The sequence below is a fragment of the Ferrovibrio sp. genome, from assembly GCF_964218355.1.
Lineage (GTDB): Bacteria > Pseudomonadota > Alphaproteobacteria > Ferrovibrionales > Ferrovibrionaceae > Ferrovibrio.
In genome coordinates, this window is sequence record NZ_CAXPMC010000009.1 from 121,699 (window position 1) to 137,705 (window position 16,007).

Annotated in this window: 12 protein-coding genes; 6 read left to right on the forward strand and 6 right to left on the reverse strand. The window is 66.6% G+C overall.

Going from position 1 to position 16,007, the window contains the following annotated elements; all coding sequences use genetic code 11:
- Positions 1-69: 69 nt before the first annotated feature.
- Together ACEQZY_RS04655 and ACEQZY_RS04660 are read left to right on the forward strand one after the other, a co-directional pair.
- On the forward strand, positions 70-3,540 hold the full coding sequence (locus tag ACEQZY_RS04655) for a hypothetical protein (RefSeq protein ID WP_370152668.1): 3,471 nt from the start codon (positions 70-72) through the stop codon (positions 3,538-3,540).
- A gap of 10 nt (positions 3,541-3,550) precedes the next feature.
- Positions 3,551-4,426 carry an acyl-CoA dehydrogenase gene (locus tag ACEQZY_RS04660; RefSeq protein ID WP_370152670.1) on the forward strand — a complete coding sequence of 292 codons (876 nt, stop codon included), beginning with the start codon at positions 3,551-3,553 and terminating at the stop codon, positions 4,424-4,426.
- A gap of 24 nt (positions 4,427-4,450) precedes the next feature.
- Here the strand turns inward: ACEQZY_RS04660 and ACEQZY_RS04665 are convergent, their stop codons facing one another.
- Both ACEQZY_RS04665 and ACEQZY_RS04670 read right to left on the reverse strand, forming a co-directional pair.
- Positions 4,451-5,863: an aspartate ammonia-lyase gene (locus ACEQZY_RS04665; protein WP_370153123.1), complete on the reverse strand. Its 1,413-nt coding sequence runs from the start codon at positions 5,861-5,863 to the stop codon at positions 4,451-4,453.
- A 214-nt stretch (positions 5,864-6,077) separates the two neighbouring features.
- On the reverse strand, positions 6,078-6,956 hold the full coding sequence (locus tag ACEQZY_RS04670) for an SDR family oxidoreductase (RefSeq protein WP_341702421.1): 879 nt from the start codon (positions 6,954-6,956) through the stop codon (positions 6,078-6,080).
- An 83-nt stretch (positions 6,957-7,039) separates the two neighbouring features.
- On the opposite strand from ACEQZY_RS04670, the gene ACEQZY_RS04675 reads away from it, so the two are divergent.
- Genes ACEQZY_RS04675 through ACEQZY_RS04690 form a run of 4 tightly spaced genes read left to right on the forward strand, consistent with a single transcriptional unit; the run spans position 7,040 to position 10,885 of the window.
- Positions 7,040-7,813, forward strand: a complete 774-nt coding sequence (locus ACEQZY_RS04675; RefSeq protein ID WP_341702420.1) for an SDR family oxidoreductase — start codon at positions 7,040-7,042, stop codon at positions 7,811-7,813.
- A 47-nt stretch (positions 7,814-7,860) separates the two neighbouring features.
- The gene (locus tag ACEQZY_RS04680; protein WP_370152672.1) at positions 7,861-8,427 is read left to right on the forward strand and encodes a molybdopterin-dependent oxidoreductase; all 567 of its coding nucleotides are present in this window, start codon (positions 7,861-7,863) and stop codon (positions 8,425-8,427) included.
- A gap of 29 nt (positions 8,428-8,456) precedes the next feature.
- Complete coding sequence (locus tag ACEQZY_RS04685) at positions 8,457-9,872, forward strand: sensor histidine kinase (protein ID WP_370152674.1); 1,416 nt, start codon at positions 8,457-8,459, stop codon at positions 9,870-9,872.
- Positions 9,869-10,885 (forward strand): alpha/beta fold hydrolase, encoded by a 1,017-nt coding sequence (locus tag ACEQZY_RS04690; protein WP_370152676.1) that lies wholly within the window; start codon positions 9,869-9,871, stop codon positions 10,883-10,885. The genes ACEQZY_RS04685 and ACEQZY_RS04690 overlap by 4 nt, the downstream gene beginning before the upstream one ends.
- Positions 10,886-10,892: 7 nt before the next feature.
- On the opposite strand, the gene ACEQZY_RS04695 is transcribed toward ACEQZY_RS04690, so the two are convergent.
- The 4 genes from ACEQZY_RS04695 to ACEQZY_RS04710 form a co-directional block, all read right to left on the reverse strand.
- Positions 10,893-12,230: a chloride channel protein gene (locus ACEQZY_RS04695; RefSeq protein WP_370152678.1), complete on the reverse strand. Its 1,338-nt coding sequence runs from the start codon at positions 12,228-12,230 to the stop codon at positions 10,893-10,895.
- Positions 12,231-12,404: 174 nt separating this feature from the next.
- Positions 12,405-14,597: a glycosyltransferase family 9 protein gene (locus ACEQZY_RS04700; RefSeq protein WP_370152680.1), complete on the reverse strand. Its 2,193-nt coding sequence runs from the start codon at positions 14,595-14,597 to the stop codon at positions 12,405-12,407.
- A complete protein-coding gene (locus ACEQZY_RS04705; RefSeq protein ID WP_341702414.1) occupies positions 14,594-15,556 on the reverse strand; it encodes a glycosyltransferase family 2 protein in 963 nt (320 codons plus the stop codon). The genes ACEQZY_RS04700 and ACEQZY_RS04705 overlap by 4 nt, the downstream gene beginning before the upstream one ends.
- Before the next feature lie 104 nt (positions 15,557-15,660).
- Positions 15,661-15,951: a hypothetical protein gene (locus ACEQZY_RS04710; RefSeq protein WP_341702413.1), complete on the reverse strand. Its 291-nt coding sequence runs from the start codon at positions 15,949-15,951 to the stop codon at positions 15,661-15,663.
- Positions 15,952-16,007 lie beyond the last annotated feature (56 nt).

Genomic DNA, 16,007 nt, shown 5'->3' on the forward strand with positions numbered 1-16,007 from the left:
GGTTCAATGCGGGCCTTACGCGATCCGAGCGGTACCGGCACTGGGTCCGGTCCGGCGGGGGAGGTTGCGATGCTGATCAAACATCCGCGCGCCGATATGGCGGCCAATGCCGGCAAGCCGGCCAGCGAGTCTGCCCATGCGCAGGCCGAAGCCGAGGCGGCCGCCCTGATCGGCCTGCCGGCCCTGGAGCGCCGCCGCTATCTGCTGGTCGGCATCGGCGCCGCCCTGTCGCTGCTCTGGCTCGGCATCTGCGCCCTCTATGTCCAGACCGCCATCGGCTGGACCAATCTCTGGCACATGCTGCCTCATGAATTCGGTGCCTTCCTGGCCGGTGCGGCCGCGCCGCTGGCCTTCCTGTGGCTGCTGCTGCTGAACATGTGGCGCGGCGCCGCCGTCCGCCGCCAGGCCGCCGCCCTGCACCAGGTGCTGCTCGATCTCAGCTACCCGACGCCGGAAGCCGAACGCCGTGTCTCGGCCCTGTCGGGCGCCCTGCGCCGCCAGGCGCGGGAGATGGAAGAGGCTGCACAGTCGGCCACCGAGCAGATGGCGGCCCTGGGTGAGACCATGTCGGGCCAGCAGCAGGCCCTGCTGGCTGCCGCCTCGGGCGCCGGCGAACAGATTTCGACGCAGACCCGCGAGCTGGCCGGCACGCTGGGCCAGTCGTCGCGCGTGCTGGTGGCCGCCGCCGAGCAGGTCAACCGCGACCTCGATGCCACCGTGAAGGGGCTGGCGGGCCAGTTCGAGGAACAGAGCGCCGTGCTGCTGCAGGCTGCCGAGAAGGTCGGCACCGAAATGAATGCCAAGGTCAGCGGGCTCGGGCATACCGTCTCGACCCAGGCCCAGGTGCTGCTGCAGGCCGCCGACGTGATCGTGCGCGAGGTGGAAACCGCCCGCGGCATCTTCCAGACCAAGGCCTCCGAGATTTCCCGCATCACCTCGGCGATCCAGTTCCAGAACGAGCGCGTCGAGGAATTGTCGCGCCGCCATGGCGAGCTGATGGACCAGGCGGTGCAGCGCGCGGCGGAAGTCGCGCAGCAGATCGCCGGCGAGCTGGAACAGAAGATCGTCACCCTGGAACAGGCGGTCAGCCGTGCCAGTGGCGAGGCCGGCCGCATCGGCGTCAGCTTCGCGGAATCGGCGCAGGCGATCACCTCGGCAGCCGAGGTGACCGTGGCCCGCGCCCAGGCCGCCGGCGAAAGCTTCGGCCGCGAGACCCAGCTGTTTACGGCGGCCAGCGAAAAGGTGATCGGCAGCGCCGAGGCCGCCGGCACCGTGCTGCGCGAACGTGTCCGCGAGATCGAGCAGGCGACCAGCAGCACCATCGGCCGCATCCGCGATATCGGCGAGACCGTGCGGTCCGAGGTCGGCGCGCTGGACGAGCAGGGTGCCCGGGTCAGCGAGCGGCTGCGGCTCTCTGCCGATGACATGCGCATGCGCACCGGCGCGCTGGAGCAGGCCGGTGCCGGCGCCAGCCGTCAGGCGGAAGCCTTTGCCGAGGCCGCCACCCAGGCCGAGCAGCGCCTGAAGCTGACCGGGGATCTGGTGCGCCACCAGACCGACCAGCTTGGCCATGCCGCCGAACTGGCCGACCAGCGGCTGGCGCAGGCCGGCGATGCCCTGCGCCGCGAGGCCGGCAACATGATGTCGTCGCTGCAGCAGATCGCCGAACGCGGCACGCGGGCCGGCGACGACCTGAAGCAGCGCGCCGAAAGCCTTGATGAGACGGCCGGCCGTGCGCTGGACAAGCTGTCCCAGGCCGACGAGATCGTGAAGCAGCGGATCGAAGGCCTCGGCCAGGCGGGCCGCGACGCGATGGCCATGGCGGCGCAGGTACAGGAGACGATGGCGCAGGCCAACGACCTGCTGGCCCAGGCCACCCAGCGCACCCAGGACCAGGTGGCGCAGGCCGGCGGCCTGCTGCGCGATCACACGATGCAGATGGAGGTCACCGTCGGCAGCCTGTCGAAACAGATCGGCGAATCCGGCGAACGCATGCGCGACCAGGTCGACGGTCTCGACCAGGCCGCCGCCCGCACCGCCCAGCGGCTGCGCGCCGCCGGCGAGAGCGCCGGCCAGGATGCCGTGCAGCTGCAGGCCGCGGCCGAGCGTGCCGCCCAGCGTCTGCACCAGGTCAGCGAAACCGCACAGACCCAGGCCCATGCGCTCGGCGCGGCGTCCGAACGTGCGGCAATGGAGGCCCAGCTGGCCGGCAGCGCGGCACAGGCCCGCGCCAAGGACCTGCAGGACCTGGCCGCCGGCGTTGCCGAGGCGATGGCGCGGCTGGCCGAGAAGGCGCAGGCACAGACCGTGGCGCTGGTCGGCATGAGCGAGAAGGCGCAGGCCGAGGCCACCGCACTGAACGATGTCGCCGAGAAGGCGACGGCCAGCATCGTCACCGCGGGCGACACCGCGCAGGAGCGTTCGGCGCAGCTCAGCGCCGCCGCCGGCAGCGTGGTCGACCGCACGCTGGAACTGCGCAGCACCATCCACGAGCAGGCCGGGGCGCTGAGCGACCTGGCCGGCGAACTGAGCCGCCAGGCCGAGAATATCCGCGAGAATTTCCGCGGCCGCGTGCAGGAACTGGCCGAAGCCTCCGATGCGGCGATCCTCAAGACCGCCAATATCGGCGACAGCTTCCGCCGCCAGGCGCAGGAAGTGGCCCGCGTCTCCGACGAGGCGGTCAACCGCGTCGACCAGGTCGGCACCGCCTTCGATGCCCGTGCCCGCGAGATCAACCTGGCCGTCGGCAATGCCTCGGGCCGCATCGACGATGCCAGCGAGCTGCTGCGCAACCGCACCCGCGAGCTGGCCAACATCGTCGAGGATGCGATGAAGCAGACCGACCGCATGTCGGACGGCTTCCGCCGCCAGGCCGACGAGGTCGATACCCGCGCATCGCGGCTGGGCGAGAAGGTCACCGAGATCGGCGAGCGGCTGACCCGCACCGGCAACGAGTTCGGCGCCGTCACCGACCGCGCCACGGCGCGTGCCGCGGAAACCGCCGAGGTGCTGGCCCGCCGTGCGCAGGAACTGTCCTCGGCCGCGGCCCGCGCCGCCAGCGAGGCGGCCAATGCCGAAGCCAGCCTGAAGGCGGATTCGAAGGCGCTGGCCGAAGCGGCGCGCACCGCCAGCGTCGAGGCCGAGTCCCTGCGCAAGGCGACCCAGGCGCTGCGCGGCGAGCAGTTCCTCAAGACCGCCGCCTTCATCACCGGCCATCTCAACTCGATGGCCATCGACATCACCCGCCTGCTGAACCGCGACCTGTCGGAAGACCTGTGGCGGCGCTATTACAAGGGCGAACGCGGCCTGTTCACCCGCAAGCTGATCGACCAGCGCGACCTCGACAAGATCCGCGGCAAGTACCAGGACAATGCCGAGTTCCGCGACTTCACCGACCGCTACATCGCCGAGTTCGAGCGCGTGCTGGCCGGTGCCAAGGGCGTCGAGCACGAGGAGCTGCTGACCTCCGCCTTCGTCACGGCGGATATCGGCAAGGTCTACCTGCTGCTGCGCGAGGCGGTCGGCAAGGCGCGCAGCTGACGGAGCGGCGATGACCGGGAAACCGGACCTCAGGAACTGGGTCGGCGGCTCGCAGGAAGCCGCCGATCTCGTTTTGGCGGACCGCAGCGCGGCGCTGGCGGCCGCGCTCGACCAGCCGGCGGACGCGATTGCCGGCGGAGCGATGCTGCCGCCGCTGCGGCACTGGCTGCATTTCCAGGAGGTCGTGCCGCGCGGCCGGCTCGGCCGTGACGGGCATCCGGCGCTGGGCGGCTTCCTGCCCGATATCGGTGCTTATTGGGGCGGCAGTGCCACGCGGCGCATGTGGGCCGGCAGCCGCATCGACCTGCACCGGCCGCTGGTGCTGGGCCAGCCCGCCCGTCGACTGTCGGTGATCGAGGCCATCGCGGAGAAGGCGGGCCGCAGCGGCCGGCTGGTCTTCGTGACCGTGCGGCACGAGATTTCCGATCATGCCGGCGTCCTCGCGATCACCGACCGGCACGACATCGTCTACCGCGAGGAGAAGGCGGGCCGCGGCAGCGCAGCGCTGCCGACCCCGGAACCGGCACCGGCCGACCATGAATGGGAAGACGGCTTCACGGCCGACCCGGTGCTGCTGTTCCGCTATTCGGCGCTCACCTTCAACGGCCACCGCATCCATTACGACCGCGACTATGCCCGCGACGTCGAGGGGTATGGCGGCCTGGTCGTGCACGGGCCGCTGCTGGCGACTCTGCTCTGCGATTTTGCCTGCGGGTTGCGGCCGGGACAGGCATTGTCGGCATTTTCCTTCCGCGGCCGCCGGCCCGTGCTGGACGGACAGCCCTTCCGCCTGCGGGCGAGGGCGGAAAGCGACGATCGTCTGTCGCTGTGGATCGCCGATGCCGGCAATGCGCTGGCGATGACGGCAGAGGCGCGGTTCGGCTGACCGTTGCCGGTCAGGCGTTGCCAATCATGCGTTGCCTGGCACGATCTTGCGGCCGCGGCGGCGCGGCGCCGTCAGTTTGGCGACATCGAGGATGTCGTCGAGCTGGGCCTCGGTCAGCCAGCCTTTCTCGACCACCAGTTCGCGCACCGTGCGCCCGGTCTTCAGGGCTTCCTTGGCCAGGGCGGCCGCCTTCTCGTAGCCGATATAGGGGTTCAGCGCGGTGACGATGCCGACGCTGGCCTCGACATGGCGACGGGCATTCTCCGGATTGGCCTGGATGCCGGCCACGCATTTCTCGGCGAAGGTGCGGGCCGCCCGCACCAGCATATGCATCGAATCGAGCACGTTATAGACGATGACCGGCTCCATCACGTTCAGCTGCAGCTGGCCGGCTTCAGCCGCCATGGTCACCGCCACGTCGTTGCCGATCACCTGGAAGCAGACCTGGTTGACCACTTCCGGGATCACCGGATTGACCTTGCCCGGCATGATCGACGAGCCGGGCTGCATCGGCGGCAGCGAAATCTCGGCGAGACCGCCACGCGGCCCCGACGACAGCAGCCGCAGGTCGTTGGCGATCTTGCTGAGCTTCACCGCGATGCGCTTCAGCATGCCGGAATACAGAACGAAGGCCCCCATGTCCCAGCTGGCCTCGATCAGGTTGCTGGCGCGGCTCATCTCGATGCCGCAGATGCGGGTCAGTTCGCCGATGGCGAGGTTGGAATATTCCGGTTCGGTGTTGATGCCGGTGCCGACCGCCGTTCCGCCCAGGTTGATCTCGCGGAACAGCTTGACGATTTCGTCGCCGCGGGCGACGTCCTCCTTGATGTTGATGGCAAAGGCCTCGAATTCCTGGCCCAGGGTCATCGGCACCGCATCCTGCAGCTGGGTGCGCCCCAGCTTGATGATGTCGGCGAATTCGACGCCGCGCTGGCGGAATTCGTAGGACAGGTCATCCAGCGCCGTCATCAGTTCGGCGTGGCTCAGCAGGACGGCGAGGCGCACGGCGGTGGGATACACGTCGTTGGTCGACTGCGACAGGTTGACGTCGTCATTCGGGTGCAGATGCTGGTATTCGCCCTTGTGGAATCCCAGCAGTTCCAGCGCCCGGTTGGCGATCACCTCGTTGGCATTCATGTTGGTGGAGGTGCCGGCGCCGCCCTGAAACACGTCGATGGAAAACCATTCATGCAGCTGACCGGCGGCCAGTTCGTCGCAGGCCTGGGCGATGGCCTTGTATTTTTCGGGTGACAGGTAGCCCAGCTTCTTGTTTGCGGCGGCGCAGGCCTTTTTCACCATGCCGAAGGCACGGATCAGGTTGGGATAGTGGTTGATGCCGACGCCGGAGATATGAAAGTTGTCGATCGCCCGCTGGGTCTGGATGCCGTAATAGCTGGCGGCGGGGATTTCCATCTCGCCGAGCGAATCATGCTCCATGCGGGTCGGGGTCGCGCCGGGCACCGGCTGCTGCTGGCCGGGATTGCCGCTGCCGGTCGCTGTTTCGCTGCTCATGATGCTCCTGCCTCGTTGCAAGCGGTCTGGACGACGGGCCCATTCTGCGCTGACGCAACGTCAAAGCGAAGTCTTTGGTAAAGTTTATTTCGTTGAAATCATTAATGATTTTACATGCAAACAAACCAGATCGACGTCTCTATACCGTGCGTTGTGCGCGGTCCTTCGCATTGGTGGCCTCGATCGCGGTGCGGATCTGCTGCCAGTCGGCATCGGACAGCTCGGTCAGGGCGCCGAAACCGCCGGCGCCGTTCAGCCACTGGCCGCCATCGATGGCGATCACTTCGCCGGTGATATAGCCGACGTCGTCGGCCAGCAGGAAAGCGGCCAGGTTGGCCAGTTCCTCCAGGTTGCCGACCCGCCGCATCGGGATCGCCCCGATCATCCGGCGCTCGAGTTCCTCGGTCGGTGCCAGCCGCTTGGTCATGCCCTCGGTAGGAAAGGGGCCGGGCGCGATGGCATTCAGCCGGATGCCCTTCGGACCCCATTCGACGGCCAGCGACTGGGTCATGGCCGCGATGCCCGCCTTGGACATCGCCGAGGGAATGACGAAGGCCGAACCGGTCCAGACCCAGGTGGTGACGATGGAAACGACGCTGCCGCCGCGGCCTGCGGCAATCCAGCGTTTGCCGGTGGCCTGGGTGACATAGAAGCTGCCATGCAGCACGATGTTGGCAATGGCATCGAAGCCGCGGGGACTGAGGTCCTCGGTTTTCGCAATGAAATTGCCGGCCGCGTTGTTGACCAGGCTGTCCAGCGGCCCGTGGTCCTGCCAGATGCGGCCGATCATCTCGTCCACGGCCGCGGCGACGCGGATATCGCAGGGCCATGTGAAGATGCGGCCGCCGGTCCTGCCGGCCAGCTCGGCGGCGGTATCCTTCAGCACCCCCTCGCGCCGGCCGCAGATATGCAGTTCCGCCCCCAGTTCCATCAGCCGCCCGGCCATGGCCTTGCCCAGCCCGGTGCCGCCGCCGGTGACGAGGATGCGTTTGCCCTTGAACAGATCCGCGCGGAACATGAAGCCTCCCTTGCATATGTTCTGGCTTTGGATTAGCCCAAAGACGAAGAAGAAGATCAACCCCGCAGAGGAAAGCCCGCATCATGGACCTGCAACTGACCGGCAAAGTCGCCATCATCACCGGGGCCAGCAAGGGCATCGGCCGTGCCATTGCCGAAACCCTGGCCGCCGAAGGCATGAAGCTGGTGCTGGCGGCGCGGTCGCGCGAGCTGCTCGACGGACTGGCGGGCAGCCTGGCGACCGACTGTCTGGTGCAGGCGGTCGACCTGCGCGACCCGGCGGCGCCGGCGGCACTGGTGGCGGCAGCCGTGCAGCGCTTCGGCGGCATCGACCTGCTGGTGAACAATGCCGGTGCCACCAAGCGCGGGGATTTCATGACCCTGACCGACGACGACTGGGCAGACGGCTTTGCCCTGAAATTCTTCGGCGCCATGCGCCTCAGCCGGGCGGCTTGGCCCCAGCTGGCGGCGCGGCAGGGCAGTATCGTCAGCATCGTCGGCGTCGGCGGCCGCACCGGCAGTGCGGAATTCGCCATCGGCGGCGCGGTCAATGCCGCCTGCATGAACCTGACCAAGGTGCTGGCCGACCGCGGGATCACGGATGGCGTGCGCGTCAATGTGATCAACCCCGGTGCGATCGCCACCGAACGGCTGCTGGTGCGTATCCGCAGCTTTGCCCAGGAACAGGGGATCGACGAGGCCGAGGCGGCCCGGCGGCTGCCGCGGGCGATGAATGTCGCCCGGTTCGGCGAGCCCGCTGAGATTGCGCAGGCTGTCGCCTTTCTCGCCTCTCCCCGGGCCGCCTATGTCCAGGGGGCCATCCTGGACGTCGATGGCGGCGTGACCCGGACCCTGTGAGCCCGGAACTCTATTGATTTTTTCGCGCCGGAATGCCACTCGGAGGCATGCGGATCAGTTCGTTCATATCGGGGGTTCCGGGATTCCGGCCGGGGACAGGATGCCTTGGGCTGGCGGTCCTGCTGCTGGCCCTGCTGCTGGCGCGAGGGGCTGTGGCAGACACGCTGCCCCAGCCCGGCGACGCGGTGGTTCTGACGGTGGCCGGCAAGATCAGCCGCAGCAACGGCCAGGATGCGGCCGGCCGGCCGGAGGCCCGGTTTGATCTGGCCATGCTGCAGCATCTGGGGATCACCGAATTCGTTACGGCGACGCCGTGGCACCGGGGCCGGGTGCGTTTCGAGGGCGTGCTGGTGCGGCGGCTGCTGGAAGAGGTCGGGGCAAGCGGCGACCGGCTCTATGCCGTGGCGCATAACGAATACACGGCCAATATTCCACGCGACGATGCCGTCCGTTACGACATGATCCTGGCGCTGCGCGCCAATGGCCACCAGCTCGGGCTGCGCGACAAGGGACCGGTTTTCATCGTCTATCCCTATGATACCGACGCAGCGCTGCGGTCGGATGTCATGTATTCCCGTTCGGTCTGGCAATTGCGGCGGCTGGAAATCCAGTGACGTCGCAATCCGCCGGTCTCCGCAGGGTCATGGCGCGCTCCGGCGATCTGGGTGGTGCCGGGCGGCGTTTCGTGCTGGTGCTGGTGGCGACGGTGATCGGCCTGTCCGGCGTGCTGGCGGCCTATTTCTATGCCCAGCAGCGGGAATACAACCGCTTCTCATTCCAGAATATCGTCTGGGAGGGGGCGCAGATCCGCAACGAACACCAGGCTTTCCGTGCCGCCCTGCTGGAGCTGCTGATCGGTGCGGCCGGTGCCTCGCCGGAAGAAGTGCAGCGCCGGTATGACATCCTGTACGGTCGGCTGACCCTGCTGGGCGAGAGCCGTGCCGCCGAGACCTACAATGCCGAGCCGATGCTGCGTCAGCTGCTGGCACGCATCGATCCTGAAGTCCGGGCATGGGAGGCACCGCTGGCATCCTTCCTGCGCGAGGGCAGGCGAGACAGCGGCGAAGCGGTAGCCGAGGCCGCGCGGCGCCTCGATCCGGATTTCAGTGCCTTTGCTTCCGACGTGAACATGATCGGCATGAAGCGGATCGACGAGGCCCGGCAGCGCCTGAACCGCCTCTACAACATCCTGATCGGGGTGGCGGCCCTGACTTGGATGCTGGTTTTCGGTTTTGCCTTCGTGCTGATGCGCCAGTTGCGCGAGACGGAAAGCGCCCATGCGGAACTGGCCGGGCTGACCTCGGATCTCGAGCAGGCCCGCCGTCTGGCCGAGGAGGCCAACCGCGCCAAGTCGAATTTCCTTGCCACCATGAGCCATGAACTGCGCACTCCGCTGAATGCCATCATCGGCTTTGCCGACATCATGCGACAGCGACTGTTCGGGCCGGTCGGCAGCGACCGCTATACTGGCTATATCGAGGGCATTGTCACCAGCGGTGAGCATCTTCTGGCCCTGATCAACGACGTGCTCGACATGTCGCGCATCGAAGCCGGCCGGCTCGAGCTGGCCGAAGAGGATGTGAGGCTCGATCTGGCAATCGAGGAAGCGGCGGCGCTCGTGGCGGTCACCGCGGACAGCAAGGGTATCCAGCTGCGGCGGGCGGTTCCCGCCGGCCTGCCTGCGATTCATGCCGATCCTCGGGTCCTGCGCCAGATGCTGCTCAATCTCCTCAGCAATGCGATCAAGTTCACCCCGGAGGGCGGCCAGGTCGAGGTGGCTGCCGCCCTGCTGAGCGATGGCGATGTTGCCATCCGGGTCCGCGACACCGGTATAGGCATGTCGGATGCGCAGCTGCATCGGGTTTTCGAGCCGTTTTCCCATGACGATTCGATGCGGGCGCGCGAGATGGGCGGCACCGGCCTTGGCCTGCCGATCACTCGCCGGCTGATCGAACTGCATGGCGGCCGCATCCAGCTGGCCAGCCGCAAAAGCGCGGGAACCACGGCGACGCTGATTTTTCCGGCTGCACGGACCCGCCCGCTGGCGGGAGCGGCGTGAGGGGCGGTCGGTACCTCGTTCCTTTCCTGCTGCTGGCCCTGCTGGCGGCCTGTGCGCCGCGGCTGCAGCCGCCGGGAGAGCCGGCCGGACCGGCGGTGCTCGATCCGGCCGCCGACAGCTGGCAGGCAGATGACGGGTGGGTTCTGCCGCTGCGCAGGTGGCTGCCCGATGGGCCGCCGGCCGTGGTGATCCTGGCCCTGCACGGATTCAATGACTATGGCATGGCCTTTGCCGAGCCCGCTGCCTGGTGGGCGGACCGCGGCATCGCCACATACGCGCCGGACCAGCGCGGGTTCGGTGCCGCACCCTATCGCGGCCTCTGGGCCGGCGGGACACGCATGATCCGGGACGCGGCCGATCTGACCCGCCTGCTGCGGCAGCGCTATCCCGGCCGGCCGCTCTACTGGCTCGGCGAGAGCATGGGCGGCGCCCTGGCGCTGGCGGCCTGGCAGCAGGCGGAGGATGTCAGGCCCGATGGCATGATCCTGTCGGCGCCGGCCGTCTGGGGGCGGGACAGCATGCCATTGCTGTATCGCCTGTCGCTGTGGCTGGCCGCCCATACGATTCCCTGGAAGACCTTCACCGGCCAGGGACTGAATGTGCAGGCATCGGACAACATTCCGATGCTGCGCCGGCTGTCGCGCGACCCGCAGGTGATCAAGGCCACCCGGGTGGACGCGATTCACGGCCTGGTCGATCTGATGGACATGGCGGCGGCCAGCCGGCCGGCGGGGCTACCCGTGCTGCTGCTTTACGGGGCGAAGGACGAGATCATCCCGCGGCAGCCCGTTGCCCGCTATGTCGATGCCCTGCGCAGCGATGCACCGGCCGGCCTGCGCATTGCCGTCTACCCCGAAGGCTGGCATATGCTGCTGCGCGACCTGCAGGCCGAGACGGTCTGGCGGGATATCGCGGCCTGGATTGCCGATCCGGTGCGTGCCCCCCTGCCGTCCGGCGCGGAAAGCCATGTCCGGATGCTGCTGGCGCCTGCGGTCTCCGCCGAAGGGCGCTGAGCGCCGGTCAGACTGGATCCTTGCCTGCTGCGGTCTGGGGCGGCGTGCGGCGCAATGCCCGTGCGTTGCGGATGAAGTTCTGCGCCAGCCCATGATAGAGGGGGGTCGGGCAGATCATCCGTGAGGTGGCGAAGGCCAGCATCGAGGTTGCCATCAGCGGCAGGATCATGCCGTGGCTGCTGGTCATCTCCATCACGATGACGAAGGAAGTGATCGGAGCCTGCACGACGCCGGCAAGGTAGCTGGCCATGAACAGCAGGATGATGGTGCCTGGGTCGATATGCGGGAACAGGGTCGCCAGATTGGCACCAAAGCCGGCGCCGATCGACAGCGACGGCGAGAAGATGCCGCCGGGAATGCCGCAAATGGCCGACAGCGTGGTGGCGATCATCTTCAGGATGCCGAACTGCCAAGGCAGGGTGCCTTCGCCCTGCAGGATGAGGCGGGCCTCGTCATAGCCGGTGGCATAGGTGGTGCCGCCGGACAGCAATCCGCAGATGGCCGTGCCCAGACCGCAGAGCGCCGCGAAGACAACCGGATGCCGGCGGATGAAATTGCCGAGACGGCCGGCCGGGCCGCCCAGGACATACAGCAGCGTGCGGCTGAACAGCCCGCCGAGAAAGCCGCCGGCAATGCCGCAGGCAAGGATGGCGGGGAAGTCGCCATAGCCGGTCAACGCCACCTCGGTACGGCCGAAATAGACATAATTGCCGAGGAAAAACATCGAGACCAGACCGGCGGCAATGATGGCGCCAAGCACGAAGCCGCTGAGACGGTGCTCGAAGGAGCGGCTCATTTCCTCGATGCCGAAGACCAGGCCGGCCAGAGGCGTGTTGAAAGCGGCGGCGATACCGGCTGCGGCGCCGGCCAGAACCAGTCCCTGGTGCTTGCGGAAACGCCCCTTGCCCAGGGCATGCATGATCGAGGCGCCGACCTGCACTGTCGGCCCCTCGCGCCCGACGGATGCACCGCAGCCGAGGGCAAAAACGGTCAGCAGTATCTTGCCGAAGGCGATCCGCAGCGACAGCAGCTTGCTGCGATCATTCTCGTCGGCAAGATGGCGGGCGGCGATCGCCTGGGGAATGCCGCTGCCCTGGGAATTCTGAAAGAAGCGGCGCGTGACCCAGTAGGAGGCAGCCAGGCCGGCTGGCGTCAGCAGCAGCGGTGCATAAGGGTAGGCATTGTTGACCGTCTTGAAGAGATGCTGTGCGTAATCCGCGGCAAAGGCAAAGCCGACCGTCACCACGCCGATCATCAGGCCGCCGATCCAGAAAATGCCGCGCCGCTGCCAGATATAACGGTTGAACCAGATGCGGCGCAGGAAGGTCGGAGTGCTGTGAGGCATGGTCAGTCTTTGAGGCGGCCAGGGCAGGGGCGGACGTGACCCTCGCCGGGAGCAAGTCTCCATCCGGGCCAGCGGATCAAGTATTCGCCTGCCAGCCCGGCCTCGCAAGCGCCAGGGGATTTTTTCTGCCGATTTGCGCCAGATTCCGCTGAAAGCGGAGGCGCTGCATATTTTTCAGGCTCCGCGCGGCGGCGGCAGGCTGGCGATTACATCGGCCGCGCGCAGATCCTGCAGGGAGGGCTGCTGCAGCAGGCGGACCCAGTCACCGCGCGGAGCAATCCTGCGCGGGTCGGACTCTTCAGAATACAGCACCAGCACCGGGCAGCCGGTGGCGGCGATGATATGCATCGGGCCGGTATCGTTGCCAACGGCCATGGCGGCTCCACGTGCAAGCGTGGCCAGTTCGGCAATCGAGGTCCGGTTCATCAGGCTGACTGCCTGCGGACAGTCCGCCTGTATGGCTTCGATCGCAGCGGCTTCGGCTGTCTGGCCGATCAGCACCGGGGTCATGCCGCGGTCTGCGAAATGTCTGGCCAGCTGGCCGAAGGCTTCCGCCGGCCAGCGCTTGGCCGGACGGTGTGGTGCCCCCCCCGGAACGAGCAGGACATAAGAGTCAGGAAGGCCGAAAGCGGTTATATCGGCCTGCAGGAAGGACAGGTCGGGCAGTCCCGGATCAGGGATGCCGACAAGAGCAAGCTGCCGTTTCCGGTGTTCGGCGATATGGACCGGCTCGACAGGGTCGGGAATGAAATAGGCGCAGCCCATGGCGTTGCCGACCCAGATATTCCGCGGCGAGCCGAGCAGCGAGTAGTAGAGACGGGTTCTCTGATTGCCCTGCAGGTCGTAGATGCGCTGGAATCGACGGCTGCGCAGCTGTCTCAGCAGCGCCAGCATCGGGCGCAGATGCCAAAGTTTCGGACGGCTGTCAGTCCAGATTTCATCAAAGCAGCCCGTCATGCGGGCCAGTTCGGCGTAAGGCTTTGTCGTCAGCAGGATCAGCGTCTGCCCGGGATGATGGTCGCGAATCGCCCGGAACAGGGGCAGGGCCATGATCATGTCGCCCAGGGCCGAATGCTTGATCACCAGGACCGGTCTGCTGGCAGCAGGTCCCGCTTCTGCGGAAGAGGGCTGCAGCGCCAGGCGGGTTGTGGCGGCGATCATGCCAAGCGCCGTCCACATGACCATCGCCGGCCAGTTGCTGAAGAAGCTCTGGGTCGCAGAAACCGGGAACAGGGTCAGGATCAGGCCGCCACAGAGGGCCGCTCCGACCAGCCGCTTGCCCGGCCGGCGGAAGATGATCTGAAGAACCGGCCAGGTCAGGCTGGCCACGAAGGCAAGAAAACAGGCGAGTCCAATGATGCCGCTTTCAGACAGCCATTCCAGATAGATGTTATGGGCATGCGGGTGACACGGGAAGCTTAGTCCGAGAGCGAAGCAGGCATCCTGGAATCCCTTCAGTCCGCTGCCAGTCAGGGGATTTTCAAGCCAGATACGGAAAGCCGTGTGAAAAATCCGCCCGTATGGGGATGTCCAGAATCCGGAAACATCCGTCTGGAGATTCTCGACTCGCATCTGAACGGAATGGCTGAGGGCATACAGGGCGAGCAGGCAGAGCGGAATGACCGCGACAAGGCCAAGGATGTGAAGCCTGCGGCCGGGCATGAACATGATGGCAATGCTTGCCGCTGCCAGAAAAGCCAGGATGGTCAGGATCGTTGCCGTGCGCTCACCGCTGAGAATGATGAAGGCGAAAGCGATGAGGACGACGAGGGCGGAGGCGAGGTACCAATAGCGGCGGCTGGTCCTGCCAAGCGTCAGCAGAATGGTCGCGGCGACCAGCGGTGCGCCGATGCGCGCTATGAACATGCCGATATTCGGCCGATCCAGCGGCCCGGTCAGCCTGCGCCCGTCGATTGGCTGGCCGGTCAAGGAGATTCCGGTGGCCAGCTGAACGTATCCGTCGGCCATGGCCAGTGCCAGGGTGGCCCCCCACATGACCACGATCAGCCGGATATCGGATGGCGACCGCAGCAGCCATGTGACCATTGCGGCAAAGAACATGACAAATCGCAGCCAGAGCAGGGAGCGCGAAAAGGATGTTGCCACATCGGCGGCCGCCGGCGAGACAATCAGGTTGAGGATGAAGTAAGTCGCAATCAGGATGACAACACTGACGATGCCGAAATTCTCCCACCTGCGCTGCGCCAGTGTCGACCACAGGAAAGACAGCCCGATGACCGCCATGATCACTTCTGCACCGCCACGGGCCAGCAGAAGGGCGGCCGGCATCAGTCCGAGCAGCAGCAGATTGGTTTGGCGCAGCCGGGCATACGGCTCGGCTGCGGGAGAATAGGGGGCGTCATTCATACGCGCGCCAGCCCTTTTTCAGAGAATTCCGGAGTCCGCCGAATCCCCGGGCGGGCTGCAAAATATGCAACGGATTCTGCCAGCCACTTTTCGGGAACGCTCAACGGGCCGAGTCTTGATGCGGCGTACCTGAAAAACACTGCCAGCCTGTGACGTCCGGAATTATCGCTGCGAACCGCTTTCCATGCTGTCGACATGCATTTCCGGGTCAATTGCCGCTGCAGCACGGGCGGCAGTTCCGGATGATCGCGGAACAGGAGATAGTGCGCAAAGAACCGGTCATGATGCTGCTGTCCTTTGTCTGCCGACAATCGTTTCCGGGCTGGCGGGGCATAGGTCGCAGGGGCCTGCAGATCGACCATCCGTGCGGCGCTCAGGGCCAACCGCAACGGCAGGGCTTCATCCTGGATGAACAGGCGGGGGTCGCAGCCGCCGGCAGACCGGAACAGCCCGGTTTCCACCAGCCAGCACATGCGGACAAAGCCGCGGTTGCCCAGCAGGGCAGGGAGAACCGGGGAAAGCAGGGCGAAAGGAGGCGATGACGGCAGGGCCGGGGGGATGAAACTTTCGCCGGGCTGATCGGTGATCGCGACCTTGCCGTGGACCATGGGAGCTGCATGGTCGCGCAACAGGTGAAGCATTGTCGCGATGGCGTTCGGCGCAACCAGCTCATCCGCATCGAGCAGGCACAGATACCGGCCTGCAGCGAGTGCGGCGCCCTGGTTGAGGCGGATGCTGGGGCCGGCATTCTGGCTGTTGGCGACAACCCTGGCGCGCGGCAGACCGGCCGTGCGGTCCTGCAGCAGCGGGAGAGAGCCATCGGTCGAGGCGTCGTCGACAAAAATGAACTCGGCCTGCGCATCGATTGTCTGGGCCGCCAGCGCACGGAGAACAGCCGGCAGGATATCGGCCTTGTTGTAGACCGGCAGGACGAAGCTGATGTCCGGAGAAGCTTGCATAAGAAAAGGCGGGACCGCTGGCTGGCACGGGCGTATCAGGCCGGATTAAAGGGATTTACGGTCTTTGACAAGACAGCGGGCCCGCCAGTGGCGGGATAGGCCGGTCAGGCCAGCAGGTAAACCGACATTGTCGGTGGTCTGCGCGCGACTGCGAAGCCGTCATAGGTGATCGGCGCGCCGTGAAACTCTCGCAACGGAGCTTCGCGCTCGGCCCGGGCCTTGTCGGGGCCGCCGAGTTCGCCGCGTATGACCAGCAGCTGCTGCAGCATGGTTTCGACGCCGGATGGCTGCCCGGCGGACACGATCTCGGCACGCGACTGCGGCACCGGCCCAATGCCGATGCCAAGCGGGGCCGATTCATAGGGCAGGCGCGGAATAATATCGACGACGCTCATGATTTGTTAACTTATCATGAGGCCGCCGCAGCGGAAAGCGGGCTTTCCATCCTGCC